Source organism: Streptomyces sp. NPDC001717 (assembly GCF_042892775.1).
In the GTDB taxonomy this organism is placed as follows: Bacteria; Actinomycetota; Actinomycetes; order Streptomycetales; family Streptomycetaceae; genus Streptomyces.
In genome coordinates this window covers 35,433-57,206 of the sequence record NZ_JBIAUK010000033.1, presented here as the reverse complement: position 1 = coordinate 57,206, position 21,774 = coordinate 35,433, and the positions used below count along the sequence as shown (strand labels likewise).

The following is a 21,774-nucleotide window of genomic DNA, read 5'->3' as shown; positions in this document are numbered from 1 at the left end:
CCCAACGAGCCCGACGACCCCGACGAGCCCGACCGCGAACGGCGGACGACACCAACCATGAGCACCCGACTGATCCACCGCCCGGCCAGGACCGTCCGGCCCCTGGTCGCCCCCGCCGCCCGCCTCATCGAGGCCCCGCCCAACCTCCCCGAGGGGAAGGCGGGCAACATCGCGATGTCGCTGCTGCCGGTGGCCGGCGTCATGTCGTCCGTCGTGATGATGACGGTCGTCCGCAACAGCCAGTTCGCCGGACTCGGCGCCCTGATCCTCGTCGTCACCATCATCGGATCCCTCGCGCTCGTCTTCTCGCAGCGCGGCAAGGCCCAGCGCACCCGCCGCACCCAGCGCGAGGCCTACCTCGCCTACCTGGAGGACCTGCGCGAGGAACTCGCCGGCGAGGAACGCGAGCGCGGCGAGCTCGCCGACGTGCTCAACCCGCCCCCGCACGCCCTGTACGACATCGTCCGCGACCCGGCCCGGCTGTGGGAACGCCGCCGCGTCGACGGCGACTTCCTGCGCGTGCGCGTCGGCACCGGCGAAATGCCCGTGCGCGACCTGCAGATCGGCCAGCAGGGCTCCACCGTCCTCACCCCGCCCGACCGCTTCATGCTCAACGAGGCGTCGGCGCTCACGGCCCGCTTCCGCAGCGGCACCGACCTCCCGCTCACCATCCCGCTCGACCGCGTCGGCAACATCAGCGTCGTCGGCCCCCGCGAGGACTGCCTGCGCGTCGCCCGCGCCCTGCTCGTGCAGGCCGCCGCCCTGCACGCCCCCGACGACGTGGCCATCGCCCTGGCCGTCCCCGGCGACCGGCTCCCCGACTGGGAGTGGGCCAAGTGGATGCCGCACCTCCTCGACACCGAGCAGCTCGACGGCCCCGTCGCCGCCCGCCGGATCGCCCCCTCCACGGCCCAGCTCGCCCGCCAGATCGGCCCGGAGCTGCGCCGTCGCGCCTCGTACGCGGCCGAGGTGCGTCGCGGACTGTCCGGCCAGGACGCCCTGTCGATGACCTCCCGGCTGCTCGTCGTGACCGACGGACACGGTGAGGACGCCGTCGAACTGCCCGTACCCGACGAGGCGGTCGGCCTGCGCGAGATGGGCGTCACCGTCCTCCACCTCCTCGACCAGCGCGTCCAGGAGCCCGGCCACGTGGGCGTGCGCATCACCGTCGAGGGCGACCGGGTGTTCATCGAGGACCTGCGCCAGGACGAGCCCATCAGCGCCCACGGCACCGTGGACGAGGTCGGCATCCCCTTCGCCGAGGGCCTGGCCCGGATGCTGGCGCCGCTGCGCCTGTCCGCTGAATCCCTGATCGACGCCCCGCTGTCCGGGCCCGTCGACTTCGCCGACCTGCTCGGCATCGACGACGTGGCCCGCCTCGACCTGGCGAGCCTGTGGGCCCCGCGCGGCGAACGCGCCTTCCTGCGCGTGCCCATCGGCATCAGCGACGCCCGCGAGCCCGTGCTGCTCGACCTGAAGGAGTCCTCCGAGCTCGGCATGGGCCCGCACGGCCTGTGCGTCGGCGCGACCGGCTCCGGCAAGTCCGAGCTGCTGCGCACCCTCGTCCTCGCCCTGGTGGCGACGCACCCGCCGGAGGACCTCGCCCTGGTCCTCGTCGACTACAAGGGCGGCGCGACCTTCGCGCCGTTCGCGGACCTGCCGCACGTCGCCGGTGTCATCACCAACCTGGAGAACCAGGCCGGTCTCGTCGAGCGCGTCCACGCCTCCCTCGCCGGCGAGGTCAAGCGCCGCCAGCAGGTCCTCAAGGACGCGGGCAACGTGGCCGACATCGGCGACTACGCCGCGCTGCGCGCCGAACGCCGGCCCGACCTGGAGCCGCTGCCGCACCTCTTCGTCGTCATCGACGAGTTCGGCGAACTGCTCACCGCCAAGCCCGACTTCATCGACCTGTTCCTGTCCATCGGCCGGATCGGCCGGTCCATCGGCGTGCACCTGCTGCTGTCCAGCCAGCGCATCGAGGGCGGCCGGCTCAAGGGCCTCGACACGTACCTCTCGTACCGGCTGGGCCTGCGCACCTTCTCCGCCGACGAGTCCCGTACCGTCCTGGACACCTCGGACGCCTTCCACCTCCCGCCCCTGCCCGGTTTCGGCTACCTCAAGGTCGACACCAGCCACTACGAGCGGTTCAAGGCGAGCTACGTCTCGGGCGGCTACCACGGCCCCGTGCAGCGCGCGGAGCAGGAGGACAGCGGCCCCCTCGCCCTGGAGTACGAGGCCTTCAACACCCTGTCCGAGCCGGATGGCGCGGGCCCGCAGGAACCGGCCTCCCGGCGCCGCGAGACCGGGCCGACCGAGCTGGGCGTCATCGTCGAGCAGCTGGAGCGCGCCGCGGGCCCGGTGCGCCGCATCTGGCTGCCTCCGCTGCCCGAGGCGATCCCCCTGGACGCGGTCGCCGGCCCCCTCGACGTGGGCGCCCGCGGCATGCAGCTCTCCAAGCGCCGCGGCCGGCTCGCGGTGCCGCTCGGCCTCATCGACGACCCGACCCGGCAGTGGCAGGGCGAGTGGTACCTCGACCTGACCGTCGCGGGCGGCCACGCCGCCGTCATCGGCGGCCCGCAGTCCGGCAAGACCACCCTGCTGCGCACGCTCGTCCTGTCGCTCGCGCTGACCCACACCCCGCAGGAGGTCGGCGTCTACGGGCTCGACCTGGTCGGCGGCGGCCTCCAGGCCCTGTCCGGCCTGCCGCACGTCGGCGGCATCGCGGGGCGCGCCGACCGCGAGCGGGCGGCCCGTACCGTCGAAGAGGTACGGAACATGCTCGCCACCCGCGAGGACCTCTTCCGCGACCACGGCATCGACTCCGTGGAGCAGCTGCGCACCCTGCACGCGGCCGGCCGGCTGCCGCAGCTGGCCTCCGCCGAGATCGTCCTGGTCATCGACGGGTTCGGCGCGCTGCGCGACGACTTCGAGCAGCTCGACGACGCCATCGCCGACATCCTCAAGCGCGGCGGCGGCTACGGCATCCACGTCGTCGCGGGCATGCTCCGCTGGAACGACGTCCGCATCGCGACCCAGTCGAACTTCGGCACCCGCGTCGAACTGCGCCTCAACGACCCCAGCGAGTCCAGCATCGAGCGCAAGCTCGCCGAGACGCTCTCGCCCGACGAGCCCGGCCGCGTACTGACCGACGGCAAGCTCTTCGCGCAGGTGGCGCTGCCCCGGACGGACGGGCTGCGCGACACCGCCGAGCTGGGCGCGGTGCTGGAGCGCACGGCGCGCACGGTCCGCGCCACCTGGACCGGCGAGACCGCCCAGCCGGTGCGGGTGCTGCCGCACGTGCTGGAGCCGCACCTGCTGCCCGGCCCGGTCGCGGAGCCGAAGCGGGTGCCGATCGGCCTCGACCAGGGCGCGCTGGCGCCCGTACTGCTCGACCTGTTCCACCACGACCAGCACCTGCTGGTCATGGGCGACAGCGAGTGCGGCAAGACCAACCTGCTCAAGACCGTCGCGGCCGGGCTCATCGAGCGGTACGGCGAGGACGAGCTGGTCTTCGCGATCATGGATCCGCGGCGCAGTCTGCGCGGTGCGATCCCGGAGGAGTTCAACGGCGGCTACGCCTACAACGCCAAGATGTGCGCGGGCCTGGCCGCCGGCATCGCCACCGAGCTGGAGCGGCGGATGCCCGACGACGACGCCCCGCTGGAGGACCTGGAGCCCGGCAGCTGGGGCGGCGGGCCGCGGATCGTCGTACTCGTCGACGACTACGACGTACTGACCACGGCCGGGCAGTCGCCGCTGCAACCGTTCCTGCCGTACATCCCGTCGGCCATGGACATCGGCCTGCACTTCGTCCTGACCCGGCGCGTCGCCGGCGCCTCGCGCGGGATGTACGAGCCGCTGGTGCAGGGCCTGCGCGAATCGGGGGCCTCCGCGATCGTCATGGCGGGCGACCGCGGCGAGGGCCAGCTGTTCCCGGGCGTGTACGCCTCGCAGCAGCCCGCCGGCCGCGGCGTCCTCGTCCGCAGGGGCCAGTCCAACCGCCTGATCCAGACCGTCTACACCCCCGAGTGAAGGACCGCACGACCACATGACCAAGGACGTCATAGCCCTCACCCAGCGGATGCCCGACCCGTGGGCGGTGCTCGCGGGCCTGCTCTCCGGGGGCCCGGACAAGCTGGTGAACGCCACGGGCGAGGGCGCGGTCGTCCAGCTCTGCGACGAGCAGGGCCGGCCGCTGGTCTCGGTCGAGGCGCCGATGCTGATCCAGGTCGAGGGAGAGGCCGAGCGGCTGCTCGGAGCAACCCCGCCGCGGGTCCCCTACTGGTGGACCGAGGCCCGCGCCACGACCGGGGTCCCGGACGCGGAACGGCTCGCGGGGACCTTCGCGGGCCGCCTCGCCACCCTGTCCGACGGGTCCGCCTGGCCGCCGGAGATGGCGCGCTCGCTGGGCGTGGTGCGGACCGACGGCGTGAGCGTCGCGCCCGCGCCCGCGGCGGCGCAGCCCGCCGTCGACGTGCTGACCCACAGCGTGGCGGTGATCATCATGGACCGCCCGGTCGTCGCCATGACGGCCTGGCTGTCCGACGCCTTCCGGGGCGCGGCGGCGGCCGAGCGGGGCCTGCAGATCGTGACCCCGCCGGGGACGACGCTCTCCCCGGCGGTGCTGGCGAACATGCCGGGCTGGCCGTCGCGGTGGGTCGTGCAGGACGAGCGGGAGGGCTACTACGACGGCCTCTCGGGTGCGGTGCTGCGCTGGCAGGACGGCATGTTCGGCACTCTGGTCTCGCCACGGGCCACCGAGGAGGACCCGGCGACCCCGGTCGCGGCCTCGTACCAGGAGGTCACGGACACGGGCGAACGACAGCTCGCCGTCACTTTCCGTACGGTCCACCCCGCCGACGACCGGCTGGTCCTCGGCGGGGCCCTGGAGACGGTCTGGCGGGAGCTGACCGGCGAGCCCCCGGCGGGTTGGGGCACGGCGGAGCCCGCGAACCTGCCGTGGTCTCCGGGCCGCCTCACCGACGTCGCCCACGCCCGCTCCCCCGAGCCGACCTGGTTCGTGGTCGTGGGCAGCCCGGATCGCCCCGGCCTCGCCACGGTCCGTGTGCGGCGCACGAAGACGGGGGTCGAGGAGGACATCACCCTGGCCTTCGGCTACGGGGCCGACGAGGAACTCCCGCTGGAGGCCCTCCACCGCACCGCCGAGACCCTCGTCACCCGCCACCACCTCCGGTCGATGCTCGTACAGCTCCGCAAAGCCCGCCGCGACCTGCTGGTGCCGCCGCGCTTCGAGGGGCCGGGGGTGCCGCTGGGCTTCGTCCTGGGCGCGGAGGAGGTCCGGAACATGCCCGACGACCGCGCCCGGCGCACGCCGCTCGCCGAACAGCCCTTGCGGCTGGGGCCGAAGGCCCGCCCCGGCTACTACTACCCGCTGCCGGGGGATCCGTCCGATCTCTCCGGCTGGAGCGACTTCGAGCAGTTGATGAGGCATCTGAAGGGCGTGTGAAGATCTCTGTCGGTATGTCATGAGTGAGTCACAAGTGGCTCGTTGCTGATTGCATCAGCGATGTATGTTGATAGAACCAGGCATACTTTTGATCGTTCGCACGTACGACCGCGGGGGAGTGGGATGAAGTTCGACATGGGGACTCAGGTTCTTTCGAACCTGATGAAGGGGTCGCGGAATTCGAGTACGGACCTCGGCGCACTGGTCAAGCAGCTGGTCCACGCCGCCCAGCCGCTGGAGGGCAAGTTCAACGGCCAGGGCAAGGTCGCGTTCGACTCGTTCAAGTCCCGCTCGGACTCGATCGCGGCGGAGCTGAACGCCTCGCTGTCGGCGATCCTGGGCGGCCAGTCGGGCATGGAGCAGGCCTTCGGCTCGGGTGACCAGGAGCAGGGCGACAACGCGCGGCAGCAGCAGTCCGCGGCGAACTTCGACGCGGCCCGCTTCTCGGGCCGCTGATCTACTTCACGGGGAGTGATGTGTGATGGCCGGTGACAAGGACCGCCGTTCGTACGACCTGGGCGCCTCGACGGAGGCCCAGGGCAACATCAAAGCGGTGATCGGACAGCTGGAGCGGCTGATCGCCGAACGCGACGCGCAGGTGGCGGCCGCGATGGCGGACTTCGCGGCGGACGGCGTGTCGGACGACTACCACGCCAAGGAACAGCGCTGGAAGAACGCCTCGCAGGAGGTCAAGAACATCATCCACCTGCTGAACACGACGCTGGAGAAGAACGACGGCACGGCGCAGCAGACGCTGCAGCGCGCGAAGGCCGCGGTCGACAACATCGGCTGAGCCTCAGCCGAATCGTTTCAGCAGTACGGCAGGGCAGTAGGGCAGCGGGTTACACGGGGGTGGGTCGTCGATGACGTCATGGGACATCAAGCCGCAAGGCGTACAGGGTCAGTTGAAGACCGTCGGCGACCACGCCGGCGAGCTGGAGAAGGCCTTGAACGCCCTGCTGACGGACATGTCGCTGGCGGCGCAGTTCGCGGGCACGGCGATCATGGGCTCCCAGTCGAAGGTCGTCGGCCCGCTGGCCCCCGGCCAGGCGCGCAACGCCATGGGCCCGGTGGCGGCCGCCCTCGGTGAGTACCTGAACGGCCGGAAGCCGGAACTCAAGTCGATGACGGAACGCATCGAGGCCTGCATGCGCGGCGCCGCGACGGCGACCAACGAGTACCTGGAAGGCGACCTGGACCAGGCGAAGGCAGCCCAGGACGCCGCCCGCTCCGTGAACCTCCAGTACCTGCGCGAGCACTCGGGGGAGCAGAAGTGACCGCGGCACCGGTAGATCCGGCCGAAGTACCCGTCTTCACCGGAGACTTCGCGCAACTCGACCTGAAGGTCAAAGCGATCTCGGCGGGCGGCGCCGCGATCTCGACGGCCACGAGCGACGTCCACAGCAGCTTCGGCGGCCTGTCGGCGTTCTACCAGGCACCCGAAGCCGACCAGCTCTTCGCGACGACGAAGCCCGTCGCCGACCTGGGCCTGAAGCTCAGCTCGGACATGTGCACGATCGCGGGCGCCCTCGGCACCTACGCCCGCGACGCGGAGCCCATCGCCAAACGCCTCGACTCGCTCAAGAAGGAAGCCGAGGCCTTCCGCACCAAGGTCGCGTCCGACGAGCACTGGGACCGCGACGGCGACCTGATCGACGAGAACCTCGAACGCCGCAACAAGATCGCCGAGGTCTGGGCCCAGTTCCAGGACGTCGAACGCGCCGCCCACGCCAAGATCGTCGCCCTGGTGGGCGGCACCCCCCTCACCAAGGACGACGGCTCCCACGGCAAGGGCATGTACGGCTACGACGCCGAGGCCATGAAGCAGGCCAAGACCCTGCCCTGGGGCGAGGCGGTCGAGGAGGACATCCCCGCCTGGCAGATCTGGGAACACGCCTGGGAGTTCACCAAGGGCTTCTTCGTCGACGGCGTCTGGGGCACCCTCAAGGGCCTCGGCGGCCTCGTCGGCCTCCAGGGCTGGGACACCTTCAAGCAGTCCTGGACCGGCCTGGCCAAACTCGCTACCGGCCTCGCGATCATCTCCATACCCGGCGCCGGCCCCCTCTTCATGGCCGTCCCGGACGACAAGCTCCCCACCTGGGTGCGCGATTCACGCACCGCGCTGAAGGAGACCGGCAAGGCCCTCCTCGCCTGGGACCAGTGGAGCTCCAACCCGGGCCGCGCGGCGGGCGCCGTCACCTTCAACGTGATCACCACCATCGCCACGGGCGGCTCGGGCAGCGCGGCCGCCGGCGCGGGCAAGGCCGGCGCGGTCGCCAAGGCCCTCTCGGCGGCGGGCAAGGTCGGCCACTACGTCGACCCCATGACGTACGTCTTCAAGGGCGCCGGCGCCGGCATCTCCAAGATCGGCGACGTCATGACCGCCCTCAAGGGCATGGGCAAGGTCGAAGTCCCCACCATCAACATCGACAACGCCATCGCCCTCCCCGAGGGCAGCATCCACCTCCCGGACGGCGCGATCAAGCTCCCGGACGGCGCACCGATCCCGGAGGGCGCGACCAAGCTCCCGGACGGCAACATCAAGCTCCCCGAAGGCACCGCCACCCTGCCCCCGGACGCGGTCAAGCTGCCCTTCGAACACGCGGACGCGAAGTACGTCGACGGCGCGGGCAACCTGTACAAGGAGGACGGCAGCCTCCTCCAGGACGGCACGCACTCCCCGAAGGAGCCCGGCGCGGGCGCGGGCGTGCCGAAGACCGACGCCCCGAAGATCGACTCCCCGTCCACGGTCAGGGTCCCGGAACGCGAGTTGGTCGGCGTAGGCGGGCGCGGCGGCGACGACGCCATCCGCCTGGGCAGCGACACCTCCCACCCGCTCCACCCTCTGGACAACGGCGCTCACGGCAACCCGCACGGCTTCGACAACACCCCCACGGGCCGAGCGGGCGACCACGGCACCCCGGGCGGTCACGCCCCGGACCACATGCCCCGCAACGACCTGAACAACGGCCCCCACGGCGGCGGCACCCACCCGGACACCCCGACCACCCACACCCCGGACGGCCCGGGCGGAGGCGGCACCCACCCGGACGGCCCGGGCTCAGGCGGCCACGGCAGCGACCCGTCCGGCGGCGGCGGAGGCCACCTCCCGGACAACCCGGGTGCGGGCGGTGTGGACGGCGCGGCGCACGCGGGCGACGGTACGACCCCCGCGGGCGGTCACGACAGCCAGCCGACGAACCCGGCCACCGGCGAGAAGCTGACGCCCGAGGAGGTCAAGGCCAAGCAGGACGAGTTCGTGCAGAGGGCGAACGACCCCGACAAGACCTGGTTCGAGCAGTACTACCGGTCGGATGGACACCGTCACAGCATCCACACCAAGATCGACGGCGTGGAGCTGCCGATCCTCGCGAAGGACAGCGACGGAGCCTGGATCTCCAAGAACAGCCTGCCGTCCGCCGGCTCCGAGACCAAGTTCGGCCGTGACCCGTTCGTCCGCGACGAGGCCCACCCCGCGATCGACCATCTCGACGACGTCGCCAGGGACCGCAAGGCCTCCGTGGATCTCGCCAACGCCGAGCGGGCACACAAGGCCTCGCCCACCGCCGAGACGCTCGACCAACTGACGAAGGCGCAGGAGCGTTTCGACGCTCGGATGACCCCGCGGTGGGGTGAGAACACGTCCAACAACACCTCGTTCTCGGAACGCCTGGGCGAGGACGCGGCGCGGCTGCACGTGGTCCCGGAGAAGTTCCCGGGCTCGGTGGAGCAGCCGCTGCCGAAGACGCCCAACGGCGCCAACATGTTCGACCAGCTGTACCGCCGTCCGGACGGCAAGCTGATGATCATCGAGGCGAAGGCGCCCTCGTCCAGCCTCCTCTGGCGCAAGGGCGTCGGTCCGGCCGAAGGCTTCATGGTGAAGCAGGGCACCGAGCCGTACCTTCGGACGATCATCGCCGAGATGCTGGCCCGGCCGAAGCTGAAGGTGACCGATGCCTCGGGCAAGGTATGGACGAACGAGGCCCTTGCCGATGAGCTCACCAAAGCCCTGGACAGCAAGAACCTGGAGTACGCCATGGTGAAGGCCACGGACGGTGGCGGTAAGTACGCTGGAGCCGTTCTCGAATTCTTCAAGATCTGACAAAGGAGGCAGTGTTCGTGATCGTGCCGCGCCATGAATACGAGAAGGACGAGTGGACAGAAGTGGTTCCCTCCATGGAGGGGTCGCTGTCCTATTCGCTGGAAGAGATCGAGACCTCGCACAACTCCAGGTCGGGCGCGCTCATAAGGTCGCTGAACGTCGCCCTCGTCCGCTGTGTCGGGGACCCCACTGCCGGCATGCTGGAGACCTGGGAGTCCTGGCTGCTGGCCATGCAGGTGCACTCGGCCGTCTTCGCCGCCTCCACCACCGACCAGGAAACGGTCACCTGCAAGATCCGCGAGGAGGAACGCCACCTCGCCACCACCGGACCGCAGACCTACCTCACCGCGAACACCTGGCTCAACGCCTTCTACCTCTCGGTCATCTGCCGTGAAGCAGCTCGCCTCGACATGCTGGCCCGGATCCCGGTCTCTTTCCTGCGCGACTTCGGCGGCACACTGGACGAGTACGCCTACGCCTGGGTGGAGACCCTCCAGAGCTTCTGGCTCCGCCGTGACGACCTGCAAAGCCACCTGGTGCGCGCCGTGGACCTGAGCGCGGCCGAGCACGCCCGCGTCATCGACGCGGAGGAGATGACCAAGCTCAAGTATCCGCCGATCATGATGTTCTACCGCTACCTCCGCAACGACGCCGCCGGCTTCAACGACGCCCTGGCCGACGCGGTCACCTGGCACAAGGAGTACTGGACCGCCAACGAGGACCGCACCGAACACACCCACGGCATCGTGGCCCTCGCTCCGCTGGCCATCGCCTGCCTGGCCAAGGCCAACAACCTCCCGGTCGAGGTCCAGTCCGAGTACCTCCCCGAGGCCCTCCTCGACTTCCTCTGGCGCGGCGAGTTCGACGCGTAACACCCCGCTACGTCAGCCACCTGGAGAAGCCTTCCGTAACCATGACCGTCACCGTGAGTCGACACTTCTCGCCTGGGGCAATCGAGGAGCGCTGGGCTGAGTCACTCCGTGAGGACCTGACCGGGCACATCGACAGGTTGGAGCGCCGCCCCGTCAGAGGCCTGTGGGCGATCGGTCCGCCGGCCATGGCCTGCTTCGCCTACGACGGCGGCCTCGAGGCCACTGACAGGAGCGATCCGTGACGGTGACGGTGGAGCGGCACGCCGTTCCCGTGGTCGACGAGCAGCTCACCGGGCGCTTGGCCGAGCAGTTCGAGACGACCATCCGGAACCTGGACGCGTCCCCCGCGATCATCGCCAGGGCGATGAACGAGGCACTCCTCCAAGTGCAGGTGCACCAGGCGCTGAACCCGAGGGCCAACCGGTTCGGCACCTGGGATGCCACCGTCTGCGCCATGCAGGTGGGTACGGCCGCCTTCGCCGCCGCCTCCGTCACCGAAGGGTCCTTCGAAACGCGCATCGCGCACGAGATGCGGACCATCTCGGCAACCGGGCCGCAGTCCCATGCGAATGCGGGCAATTGGCTGACCACGCTCTGGTTCGTGATCGTCTGCCGGGACCAGCCCCGCATGGACGCGATGTGCCGCCTCCCACTCGGTCTCCTGCGGGCATCCGGGGCCGAGGACGACGACGCGTACGTCCACCACTGGGTCGACGCCCTCCAGACGTACTGGCACGAGCAGCCGGGCCTGCTGGAGAAGCTGACGCGCGCCATCGAGCAGTCCCACCCGGACATCGCCACGAACGCGCCGCGCGACCTGCTCCAGTGCGTCCTCTACCCGCCGATCAACCTCTTCCACCAGTTCCTGCGCAAGGACGAGGACGGCTTCAACCGGGCCCTCGCGGAAGCCCTGGAGCTCCACAGGGCCTACTGGAGCGCCCCGGAACGCGCCGGCGACATCGCGGGCTTCCTCGCCTTGGGCCCACTGGCCATCGCCTGCCTCGCGTACGACGCCGGCCTGGAGATCGAGGTCGAGTCCGACTACCTGCCCCTCCGCCTCCTCGACCGGTCGTGGCTGGGTGAGTTCGACACGTGAGGGACGTAAGGAAGTCGTGTCGATGCTGATGCGCGCGCCGAAGGAGTGCGGCTCGTGGTTCTGGGACCTGGACGACGTGGCGGAGCCCGGCCTGGAGTCCGCGCTCGCGACCGCGGCGCGCATGGGTGCGGTGCTTCGGAAGCACGCCCTGCTGGAGCCGTCCTCCCTTGAGTGGCACTGGTTCCGGATCGGCGAGGGCGGCCTCGGCATCCACAGCCGCCTGGACCTCGTCAGGCGTTCGCTCGATGATCCGGCACTGCCCGGTGACCTCCGTGCCTGCCAACCGGCCGGACACCCACAGGCGGAGATGGGCGGAATCCTCGTACTGGGTTCCGGCGCCTGGTTCGACGCGAACGGAACACGCCACACCGAGTACCGCCTGGTCGAACTCATGGTGTCACCGGACGAGATCGGCCCCTCGGCGGAACTGTCCGTGTACCACGACGTATGGGGCCAGTGCGATTTCCTTGGCGACCCGCACCCGGCCATCCACGCCAACAACGCGCCACGGCTCGCGACGGCCCTGCGGGAACTCGACCAGCTCCTCGGGGTCGAGGCGCAGCCCGGCGAGCCGACGTACTACGGCCGGGCCGAGGGCTACGGCCTCCGGGCTCCCGACCTCATCGACGGGCGGGGGCCGGACCTGACCGATACCGCCTACGGCTAGGCGGCGGCAGGAGGAGAACGAAACCGTGGCCGCGCAGGCCACGGCTGTACACCCCCTACGGGACGAGTCCTTCGTGCCGTGCTTCTCCCACCCCGCATACCGACGCGCTCCCCATGAGCGAGCTCCACGCCCGTTCACCGGGCCCGCGACCGACCCGGCCGCGGCCCAGCCCCCAAAGTGGGACAACATCCGCCCCCGCAGTACCTTTTGCTCTTCAGCGAGCAGAGCGCACGGACAAGTCCCCCGTCCGCCATGCCTTTCTCTATCCCGACCAGCCCTTGGGAGGCTTCCCCATGTCCACTCCACCCGCACCGCAGCCCAACCCGTACGCCCAGTCCAACCCGTACGCCCAGCCGAACCCCTACGCCCAGCCCAACCCGTCGTACGGTGCCACGGCCGGGATGCAGGCACCCGCCCACCCCGGCGCTCCCGCATGGCAGCCGCAGCCCGGCACCCCGTTCTGCCGCAGCTGCGGTGCGCAGCCCGCCGCCCCGATGACCGTCCGCTCCCACGCGGGCTTTCTGATCGTGATGCGCTTCCACAAGGTCGAGGGGCCGTTCTGCAAGTCCTGCGGTACGTCCGTCGTCCGCCAGATGACGACCAACACGCTGGGACTGGGCTGGTGGTCCCCGTTCTCCCTGGTGTTCTTCAGCCCGTTCACGCTGATCTGGAACCTCGTCGTCAGCCGCAAGGTCGCCGCTCTGCCGGCGCCGGGCCCGGCCATGCCGGGTGCCACCCCTCTCGATGAGGGAAAGCCGGTCCTCCGGCGCCCGATGGCGTACCTCGCGATCGCACCGGTGATATGGGTGGGCTGGGTCATCACCAACATCATCACCCACGCGTAGGCCCGTTCAGGCGCGGAGGTAGCCGGCCGCCCCGCGCCGGGGCAGGTTCGCCCAGGTCCTGGTCCCGCCGCCCGGCTCGCGGGACTCGCCGAAACCCCAGGCCCCGCCGCACTCCCGGACCACCGCGCCCATGACCCTCAGGGCGGCCCGACGGCGGGCCTCGCAGTGGGCGGCGAGGCGGGGGTGGGCGTGGGGCGCGTGGCCGTCGTAGACGGTGAGGCGCAGGGCGTCGTCCCGGTAGCGGACGGACAGGTACAGGGCGCGGCCAGGGTCCAAATGCCAGCCCGCCGCGACCAGCTCCCCGGTCACCTGTTCGGCGGCGGGCGCGAGCGGGTCGAGGTCGTAGGCGTGGAGGACCGAGCGGACGGCAGCCCGCGCGATCTGGCCGCTGAGCGGCTCCCCGGGGATGGTCAGGCTGCACGTGAGCGTGTCGAGCGCGGGTTCGCCTGCGGCGGGCGCGGGCGGGGAGGAGGGGCAGGCGGTGAACGGGTATGTGGACATCGCGGACTCCCTGAGGTCTGAGGTGACTACGGCGAGTTCGACGCGCACGGGTGGCTGACGCGGCGGCGGGAAGCGTGGCTCGTCGCCGAGGCCTAGGCATGCTGCGGCGGTGCACTTCAACTCCCCTGCGTGAGCGGTGCATTACTTAATGTAGCGCGTCCGGTGCACATTTTTACACCGCCGCGAAAATCGTTGCTCGGTGGCCACCGCGCCGTTCAGCGGGGCAGACTGCGAACGCACAGCCCGAGGGAGGAAGTCATGGGGGCCAGGACATCGCCGACCGAGCGGCAGCGCCGGCTGGGTGCGGAACTGAAGCGGATGCGACTGGCTGCCGGGGTATCCGCTGAGACCGCGGCCGGGCTCCTCAAAGTCGACCGGCCCCGCCTCTCGCAGATCGAGCAGGGCTACCGCGCCATCAGCTCCGACCGCCTGCGGACTCTGGCCTGCAATTGCGACTGCGCCGACGAGGCGTACATCGACGCCCTCGCGGCAATGGCCCAGCCCAGCCGGCGGGCCTGGTGGGATCGGTACCGGGGCACTTTGCCCGCCCAACTGCTCGACATCGCCGAGCTGGAGGCGCACTCACCACACCTGCGCACAGCTCTCGCGGTTCACATCCCCGGGCTGCTCCAAACCTTCGACCACGCCCTCGCCGTCTTCGGCGTTGCCGTGCCACAGCTTCCCGAGCACGAGCTGGCACTGCGACTGGAGTTCCGAATGGAGCGCCAGGAGGTACTCGGCGGCGTCCAGCCGACCAGGTACACCGGCATCGTGCACGAAGCCGCCCTGCGGATGCAGTTCGGCGGGGCACGGGTGGCAAAGGCGCAGCTGGAGCACCTGCTGACCCAGTCCGAGCAGGACCACATCACCATCCTCGCCATCCCGTTCAGCGCAGGCGCCTTTCCCGGCTCGGGACAGACCCTGACCTACGCCGAAGGCCCCGTCCCCCAGCTGGACACCGTCCAGGTCGACAGCACTCACGGGCCCGAATACGTGCACGCTGAGGCACAGTTGAACAAGTACCGGGCACACCTGGACTGGATGGAGAAGATCACGCTGTCTCCGCAGGGCACGCGGGACCTCATCCGCTCCATCGCGCAGGAACTCTGAGGGAGCAGCCATGCCGGACATCACGTGGGAAGAGCCGTACTGCGCCGAGGGGAGCGCCTGCTACCGGATCGGCGTCGACGACAACGGCAACAGCTACATCGCCATCGCCGGCCGCGAGGACACCTACCTCACCGACACCGCCGACGCCCTCCGACAGCTGATCCGGGACATCAAGGGCGGCAAGGCCGACCATCTCCTGGCCGAATAGGGCACGGCCTCGCCCGCCGGGCCTGCCGGGCCTGCCGGGTACGGATCGCGCGCAGGCGGACGCCCTCCGGGTGGACGCCTGGCCGGCAGTCAGCACCGGCGGGAAAAGCAGAAGCCCCAGGTCACGGCGAGTGATTCCCGGGGCTTCGCTGGAGCCGCCTTCGGGATTCGAACCCGAGACCTACGCATTACGAGTGCGTTGCTCTGGCCAACTGAGCTAAGGCGGCACCGCTGGTTAGACAAGTGTTCCCTCGGAGAGGGGCTCTCATCAGCAGCGGCGCCAAGTCTACAGGGTCCGGAGGGGTGCCCCGAACCGGGTTGTTGCCGGGTGGGGGCAGGTCAGCACTTTTTGCCGTTCGCCGGGGCCTTGCCCTCCAGGAGGTACGTGTTGATCGCGGTGTCGATGCAGTCGCTGCCGCGGCCGTACGCCGTGTGGCCGTCGCCGTCGTACGTGAGGAGGGTGCCCGAGTCGAGCTGCTCCGCCAAGGCCTGCGCCCACTTGTACGGGGTCGCCGGGTCGCGGACGGTGCCCACGACCACGATCGGCGCGGCGCCCTTCGCCGCCAGCCGCTTCGCCGTGCCCGTGGCCTTCACCGGCCAGTACCCGCAGTTCAGGGAGGCCCAGGCCAGGCCGGCGCCGAAGACAGGGGAGGCCTTCTCGAAGGACGGGAGGGCGGCGTCCACGGCCTCCGGGCCGTCGAAGGCCGCCGGCTGGTCGAGACAGTTGACGGCGGCGTTCGCGAACATCAGGTTGGCGTACTTGCCGTTCGGCTCGCGCTCGTAGTAGCTGTCGGCGAGGGCCAGCAGGCCCGTGCCGTCGCCGTTCATGGCGGCCGTGAGGGACTCCCGCAGCTGGGGCCAGGCGCTCTCGTCGTACAGGGCCGCGATCACCCCGGTCGTCGCGAGGGACTCGCCCAGCGGGCGGGCCTGGTCCCCGGTGGGGGCCGGTTGGGCGTCGACCTTGCGGAAGAACTCCTTCAGGCGCTCCGCCATCGCCGCCTCGTCACCCTTGCCGAGGGGACAGTCCGGCTGCTTCGCGCAGTCCTTGGCGAAGGAGACGAAGGCCGTCTCGAAGCCCGCCGTCTGGTCCCGATTGAGGTCCAGCGCGTTGCGGGAGGGGTCCATCGCGCCGTCCAGGACCAGCCGCCCGACCCGGTCCGGGAAGAGGTCCGCGTACGTCGCCCCCAGGAAGGTGCCGTACGAGGCCCCGACGTAATTGAGCTTCTCGTCGCCGAGCACCGCGCGCAGCAGGTCCATGTCCCGGGCGGCCTCCACCGTGGAGACGTGCGGCAGGACCCGCTGCGAGCGCTTCTCGCAGCCCGCCGCGAACTCCTTGAAGGCCGTCACCAGCGCGGCACGCTCCGCCGGGGTGTCGGGCGTCTGGTCCACCTGGGTGTACTTGTCCATTTCGGGACCGGTCAGGCACTCGACGGGGCTGCTGCGGTCCACCCCGCGCGGGTCGAAGGAGACCATGTCGTACCGGGCGCGGACCGGCGCGGGGTAGCCGATGCCCGCGTACGCCTGGAGGTAGCCGATGCCGGAGCCGCCCGGGCCGCCCGGGTTGACCACCAGCGAGCCGAGTCGCTTGCCCGGGCCGGTGGCCTTGCGGCGGGCCACCGCGATGTCGACGTCCTGGCCCGCGCCGGCGTTCGCGTAGTCCAGCGGGGCCTTCATGGTGGCGCACTGGAATCCGGGGACGCCACACTCCCGCCAGTTCAGCTTCTGCTCGTAGTACGGGCGCAGCGCGGCCTCGTCGACGGACGGGCGGGCTGCGGAGGGGCCCGTGGAGGACGCGGAGGCCCGCGGTCCTCCCGACCCGCCCGAGGTGCACCCGGAGACGAGCAGCCCGGCGGCTGCGATCACGGTTCCGGTCGTACGCAGCAGGCGACTGGTGTCCATCCCAGGAGCCTACGGCCTGTCGGCCCTGGGCACCGGGGGTCCCTGCCCCGGACGGCCGCGCGCCTTCCGTGGCCCGCACCTGGCAGGACACGGACCGGGCCGCTCCCGTCCCGGGCGACCGGTCCGCCCGTAAGGGTGAGCCGGCCGGTCAACCGCCTCCGGTCAGCCCGCGCGCAGGGCCATCGTCATCGCCTCGACCGCGAGGAGCGGGGCCACGTTCCGGTCGAGGGCCTCCCCGCAGGCGATGATCGCCTCGATCCGGCGCAGGGTCCGCTCCGGGCCGGAGGCGCGGGCGACGCGCTCCAGGTCCTGCCGTATGTCCTCGTTGGCGATGGCGAGGTCGGAGCCCAGCTGGAGGGCCAGGACGTCGCGGTAGAAGCCGGTCAGGTCGGAGAGGGCCACGTCGAGGCTGTTGCGCTGGGTGCGGGTCCGGCGCCGCTTCTGGTTGTCCTCCAGCTCCTTCATGACGCCGGCCGTGCCGCGCGGCATGCGTCCGCCGGTCCCGGCGCCGGCGCCGAGGGCGGCCCGGAGCTCCTCGGTCTCCTTGGTGTCGACCTCCTCGGCCACCAGCTTGGCGTCCTCGGCGGCCGCGTCCACCAGCTCCTGGGCGGCCTTCAGGCAGGCGCCGACGTCGTCCACGCGGAGCGGGAGCTTCAGGACCGTCGCCCTGCGCGCCCGGGCCCCCTCGTCGGTGGCGAGCCGGCGGGCCCGGTCCACGTGCCCCTGGGTGGCCCGGGCGGCGGCCAGGGCCACCGGCGGCTCGATGCCGTCCCGTCGCACCAGCACGTCGGCGACGGCGGCGACCGAGGGGGTGCTGAGGTTGAGGTGGCGGCAGCGGGATCGGATGGTGGGCAGCACGTCCTCCACGGAGGGCGAGCACAGCAGCCAGACCGTGCGGGGAGCGGGCTCCTCCACCGCCTTGAGGACCGCGTTGGCGGACTTCTCGTTCAGCCGCTCGGCGTCCTCGACCAGGATGACCTGCCAGCGGCCCGTGGCCGGGGACGTGTAGGACTTGCGGACGGTGTCGCGCATGGCGTCGACGAGGATCTGGCTGCCGACCGCGACGACGGTGGAGACGTCGGCGTGCGTGCCGACCATCGTGGTGTGGCAGCCGTCGCAGAACCCGCAGCCCGGTTCGCCGCCGAGGGCGCGGTCCGGGCTGGTGCACTGCAGGGCCGCCGCGAAGGCCCGGGCGGCGGTGGCCCGCCCCGATCCGGGCGGCCCGGTGAACAGCCAGGCGTGGGTCATCTTGGAGGCCGCCGGCGGCGCTGTCCCCTCGGCGGCGGCCGTGACCAGGGCGTCGGCGTCACGGGCGGCGGCGGTGAGCTGTGCCCGGACCCGCTCCTGTCCCACCAGGTCGTCCCATACGGGCATCCCGCCCACCACCTTTCACTTCACTCTCCGTGCACCCATTGTGGCGCGCGGCACTGACAATCCGGCCCCGCCCGGGGACGGCCCGGGTCAGCGGCGGCGGCCCGGGCCGCGGCCGTCCTCGTCGTCGTCCCGGTGCGGGCCGAGCAGTTCGTCCGCGAGCGTCGGCAGATCGTCCAGCGGGGTCTCCTCGGCCCAGTCGGGGCGCGGCCGGCGCGGGCGGCCGGCGTCGTCGAGTACGGGGATCTCCCGCGTCCGGTCGTTCGCCGAATCCCGGAAGATGCCCGGCGGCACCCGGTCGGCCGGGTTCTGCTCGGGGCGCTGGGCCGTCGGACGCGTGGCGGAGTGGGCCGCCGCGCCGCCCTTGGCCCGCTCGGCCTGCGGCGGGGTGGCCGCGCCGGAGGGACGTACGGGCGGCAGCACGGCCGTCTCGTCGGTGGCCCGGACCGGCGGCAGCACCGCGGTCTCCGCCGCGTCCGCGGGAGCGGGGGCCGAGGGGTCGACCTTCGGCACCGGCACCGTCTGCGTCACGTCGTCGGGCCGCATGACCCGCCTGTCCGGCTGGACCATCGGGGTCTCGACCGTCACGGCGTCGTCCGGGTGCGGGTCCTTGGTCATGCCGACCTTGGGCGCGGGGGCCGCGGGCGCCTCGGGAGCCATGGGGGCCTCGGGAGTCGCAGGGGCCTCGGGAGTCGTGGGGGTCGCCGGCACGGGCGGGGCCGCCGCAGCGGCAGCAGCAGCCGCCTTGGCCGCGGCCGCGGCCTTCGCCGCTTCGGCCAGCCTGCGGGCCTCCTCCGCCTTCAGCAGGGCCTCTTCGGCCCGCCGCTGCTTCTCCAGCCGGCGCTCCTCGGCCTCGGCCCGCAGCCGGGCCTCCTCCTCGGCCTGCTTCCGCAGCCGCTCGGCCTCCGCGGCACGGGCCTTCTCCTCGGCCTCCATGCGCAGGCGCTCGGCCTCGGCCCGGGCACGGGCCTCCTCCTCGGCGCGCAGCCGCTCCTCCTCCGCCTTGCGGGCGGCCTCGGCCTCGGCCTTGATCCGGGCCTCCTCGGCCTCGCGGGCGAGCCTGGCCTCCTCCTCGGCCTTCAGTCGGGCTTCCTCCGCCTTGCGCGCGGCCTCTTCCTCGGCCTTGCGGCGGGCCTCCTCCTCGGCGAGGCGCCGGGCCTCTGCCTGGGCCGCCACCTCGGCCTCCGAGAGCGGAAGCATCCGGTCCAGGCGGTGGCGCACGACGGTGGTCACCGAGGCGGGGTCCTGGCCCGCGTCCACCACCAGGTAGCGCCCGGGGTCGGCCGCGGCGAGCGTCAGGAACCCGGCCCGCACCCGCTGGTGGAACTCGGCCGGCTCCGACTCCAGCCGGTCCGGCGCCTCCGTGAACCGTTCCCGCGCCGTCTCCGGCGACACGTCCAGCAGCACGGTCAGGTTCGGGACCAGCCCGCCGGTGGCCCAGCGCGAGATCCGGGCGATCTCCGTCGGCGACAGGTCGCGCCCGGCGCCCTGGTAGGCCACCGAGGAGTCGATGTAGCGGTCCGTGATGACGACGGCGCCGCGCTCCAGGGCGGGACGCACGACGGTGTCCACGTGTTCCGCGCGGTCGGCGGCGTACAGCAGCGCCTCGGCGCGGTTCGACAGCCCGGCCGAGGAGACGTCCAGCAGGATCGAACGCAGTCGCTTGCCGACGGGGGTGGCCCCCGGCTCGCGGGTCACCACGACCTCGTGGCCCTTGCCCCGTATCCAGTCGGCCAGCGCCTCCACCTGGGTGGACTTGCCGGCCCCGTCGCCGCCCTCCAGGGCGATGAAGAAGCCGGTGGCGGACGCGGCCTGTACGGGCTCCCCGCCGCGCAGCGCCTCGCGCAGGTCGCGGCGCAGGGGCACTCCGCTGCGGTCGTCGGCCTTGGTGAGCACGACCACGGCGACGGGCAGCAGCAGGGCCCCGACCAGCATCAGGGTGAAGGCGGCCCCGCCGTGCGCGAAGACGATCTCACCGGCGGTGAGCCGGTGCGGGCCGATCACCGCGGCCAGCGCCGGGGCCAGGACGGCGCCGAGGGCCACGGCCACCCGTACGACCGCCTGGAGGTGCTCGGTGAGCCGGGCCCGGCGGAACTCCTCGGTCTCCTGGTCCAGCAGCGTGTGCCCGGTGTTGGCGGCGACGCCCGCGGCGAGGCCGGCGAGCAGCGACAGGAAGACCACGGTCGCGGTGTCCGGGACGAGCCCGGTCAGCAGCAGCGCGAGCCCGGTCACCGCTATGGCGAGGGCCAGCAGGCGACGGCGGGACAGCGCGGGCAGCACCTTGCCGGCCTGGGTGGCGCGGATCCCGGCGGCGGTGCCGCCGAGCAGCGCGAGCACCAGCAGCGCGAAGCCGGCCGGGCCACCGCCCAGGTCGAAGGCGTGCAGCACGGCGACCGCGGCGGCGCAGGACACCGCTCCGGCGACGGCGGCCGAGGCCAGGACGAGCAGCGGGATCGCTCCCGTACGCCCCTTCTCCGGGCGGTCCCCCGCCTTGGGCGTGCGCAGACCCTCCAGCGGGGACCGCGGCCGCGGGGTCTTCGTGTCGGGCAGCACCAGCGGGAGCAGCAGCGAGACCGACGCCGCGAAGAGGCCGGAGGCCACGTACGAGCCGAGCGCGGCCTGGTTCTCGGCGAACCAGTCCACGCCGAGGCCGAGGGCCTCGCCGACCAGGGTCGCGGCGAGCAGCACGGCCGCGGCGGCGGGGAGCGCCGCGAAGGCCGTACGCAGGGTCAGGCGCCGCAGTGCCTCGAGGTGGTCCGGGAGCGGCCGTACGGTCGCCCCCTCCGGCGGCGGCGCGGGCAGCAGGGCGGGGGCGGCGCTGTCCTTGGCCAGGCCCCACAACCGTTCGGCGGCACCGGAGACGAAGACCGTGGCCAGCAGCGCGGTGAGCGCCTGCGCCGGGATCCAGTCGAGCCACAGCGGGGCGACGACGAAGAGCGCGAGCCGCACGCCGTCCGCGCCGATCATCGTCCAGCGGCGGTCCAGCTTGCCGCCGGGGGCGACGAGCGCGGAGAGCGGGCCGAGGAGGACCGCGCCGAAGAGCAGGGTGGCGAGGATCCGCACGCCGAAGACGGCGGCGACGGCGAGGGCGGCGCCCCGGTACCCGTCGCCGAAGGCACCTTCCTGCACGGCCGCCTGGAGGGCCAGCAGCACCAGCACCAGCAACGCCAGTGCGTCACCGATGCCGCTCACCAGCTGGGCGCTCCACAGCCGGCGCAGCCTGGGGGTGCGCAGCAGTGCGCGCACCGCTCGCTCGCGGGAATCCGCGGCCAGGGCTTCGTCGTAGGTGGGGTTCGCGTCGGCGGTCACGACCGTTGGCTGCTCGGCTCGCGTCATCCGCCCAGCCTATCCGCTGCGCTTGGCCGCTGCGGAGGCCTGTGGACAAGGTCCGGTGTGACCCCGCACCCACCTCCGGGCACCGGCTGCCGTGCTGCCCTCACGGGTGTCGGCTTCCTGGCCCCGGGGCGGCTGCCGTCGGGGTCGGGTGTGCGGTGGGGCGCCCCCGTGGGGTGCCGCTGCGCGGAGCCGTCCCCTACCCGACCTTCCACCGTTCCCCGGGCTCCGCCCGGATCCCTCCTGGGGCTCCGCCCCAGACCCCGCGCCTCAAACGCCGGCGAGGCTGGAAAGGTCCCCCGCG

16 protein-coding genes and 1 tRNA gene are annotated in these 21,774 nt (G+C 72.1%); 12 read left to right on the top strand and 5 right to left on the bottom strand.

Going from position 1 to position 21,774, the window contains the following annotated elements; genetic code table 11:
- The first annotated feature begins 57 nt into the window (after nucleotides 1-57).
- The 10 genes from eccCa to ACFYZL_RS34085 all read left to right on the top strand — a co-directional run bounded on the left by eccCa (nucleotide 58) and on the right by ACFYZL_RS34085 (nucleotide 13,049).
- Nucleotides 58-4,032: a type VII secretion protein EccCa gene (gene eccCa / locus ACFYZL_RS34130; protein ID WP_384749126.1), complete on the top strand. Its 3,975-nt coding sequence runs from the start codon at nucleotides 58-60 to the stop codon at nucleotides 4,030-4,032.
- Between the two features lie 16 nt (nucleotides 4,033-4,048).
- Entirely contained in the window at nucleotides 4,049-5,467 is a 1,419-nt protein-coding gene (locus ACFYZL_RS34125) for a DUF6177 family protein (RefSeq protein ID WP_388684409.1), read from the top strand.
- A 123-nt stretch (nucleotides 5,468-5,590) separates the two neighbouring features.
- Complete coding sequence (locus ACFYZL_RS34120) at nucleotides 5,591-5,923, top strand: hypothetical protein (RefSeq protein WP_384588259.1); 333 nt, start codon at nucleotides 5,591-5,593, stop codon at nucleotides 5,921-5,923.
- A gap of 25 nt (nucleotides 5,924-5,948) precedes the next feature.
- A complete protein-coding gene (locus tag ACFYZL_RS34115) occupies nucleotides 5,949-6,260 on the top strand; it encodes a pore-forming ESAT-6 family protein (RefSeq protein ID WP_384749121.1) in 312 nt (103 codons plus the stop codon).
- A 70-nt stretch (nucleotides 6,261-6,330) separates the two neighbouring features.
- On the top strand, nucleotides 6,331-6,744 hold the full coding sequence (locus ACFYZL_RS34110) for a DUF6507 family protein (RefSeq protein WP_384588253.1): 414 nt from the start codon (nucleotides 6,331-6,333) through the stop codon (nucleotides 6,742-6,744).
- Nucleotides 6,741-9,569, top strand: coding sequence for a hypothetical protein (locus ACFYZL_RS34105; protein ID WP_388684406.1), 2,829 nt, complete (start codon nucleotides 6,741-6,743; stop codon nucleotides 9,567-9,569). Before ACFYZL_RS34110 ends, ACFYZL_RS34105 begins: the two co-directional genes overlap by 4 nt.
- Before the next feature lie 17 nt (nucleotides 9,570-9,586).
- Nucleotides 9,587-10,441 carry an immunity 49 family protein gene (locus ACFYZL_RS34100; RefSeq protein WP_388684403.1) on the top strand — a complete coding sequence of 285 codons (855 nt, stop codon included), beginning with the start codon at nucleotides 9,587-9,589 and terminating at the stop codon, nucleotides 10,439-10,441.
- Nucleotides 10,442-10,679: 238 nt separating this feature from the next.
- Entirely contained in the window at nucleotides 10,680-11,537 is an 858-nt protein-coding gene (locus ACFYZL_RS34095; protein WP_388684400.1) for an immunity 49 family protein, read from the top strand.
- 22 nt (nucleotides 11,538-11,559) lie between these two features.
- Nucleotides 11,560-12,204: a hypothetical protein gene (locus ACFYZL_RS34090; RefSeq protein WP_388684398.1), complete on the top strand. Its 645-nt coding sequence runs from the start codon at nucleotides 11,560-11,562 to the stop codon at nucleotides 12,202-12,204.
- Nucleotides 12,205-12,497: 293 nt separating this feature from the next.
- Complete coding sequence (locus tag ACFYZL_RS34085; RefSeq protein WP_388684395.1) at nucleotides 12,498-13,049, top strand: hypothetical protein; 552 nt, start codon at nucleotides 12,498-12,500, stop codon at nucleotides 13,047-13,049.
- Between the two features lie 6 nt (nucleotides 13,050-13,055).
- Here ACFYZL_RS34085 and ACFYZL_RS34080 read toward each other — a convergent pair whose 3' ends face one another.
- Nucleotides 13,056-13,550, bottom strand: coding sequence for an ATP-binding protein (locus tag ACFYZL_RS34080; protein WP_388684392.1), 495 nt, complete (start codon nucleotides 13,548-13,550; stop codon nucleotides 13,056-13,058).
- A gap of 258 nt (nucleotides 13,551-13,808) precedes the next feature.
- Between ACFYZL_RS34080 and ACFYZL_RS34075 the strand changes: the two genes are divergently transcribed.
- Nucleotides 13,809-14,660, top strand: coding sequence for a helix-turn-helix domain-containing protein (locus tag ACFYZL_RS34075; RefSeq protein WP_388684390.1), 852 nt, complete (start codon nucleotides 13,809-13,811; stop codon nucleotides 14,658-14,660).
- 10 nt (nucleotides 14,661-14,670) lie between these two features.
- On the top strand, nucleotides 14,671-14,868 hold the full coding sequence (locus ACFYZL_RS34070; RefSeq protein ID WP_388684387.1) for a hypothetical protein: 198 nt from the start codon (nucleotides 14,671-14,673) through the stop codon (nucleotides 14,866-14,868).
- A gap of 149 nt (nucleotides 14,869-15,017) precedes the next feature.
- Here the strand turns inward: ACFYZL_RS34070 and ACFYZL_RS34065 are convergent.
- From ACFYZL_RS34065 to tmk, 4 genes are all read right to left on the bottom strand, one after another.
- Nucleotides 15,018-15,094, bottom strand: a tRNA-Thr gene (locus ACFYZL_RS34065).
- 112 nt (nucleotides 15,095-15,206) lie between these two features.
- Nucleotides 15,207-16,766, bottom strand: coding sequence for an alpha/beta hydrolase (locus tag ACFYZL_RS34060; protein ID WP_384749089.1), 1,560 nt, complete (start codon nucleotides 16,764-16,766; stop codon nucleotides 15,207-15,209).
- Nucleotides 16,767-16,928: 162 nt separating this feature from the next.
- Nucleotides 16,929-18,140, bottom strand: a complete 1,212-nt coding sequence (locus ACFYZL_RS34055) for a DNA polymerase III subunit delta' (RefSeq protein WP_388684384.1) — start codon at nucleotides 18,138-18,140, stop codon at nucleotides 16,929-16,931.
- Between the two features lie 87 nt (nucleotides 18,141-18,227).
- Nucleotides 18,228-21,473, bottom strand: a complete 3,246-nt coding sequence (tmk, locus tag ACFYZL_RS34050) for a dTMP kinase (protein WP_388684382.1) — start codon at nucleotides 21,471-21,473, stop codon at nucleotides 18,228-18,230.
- Nucleotides 21,474-21,774 lie beyond the last annotated feature (301 nt).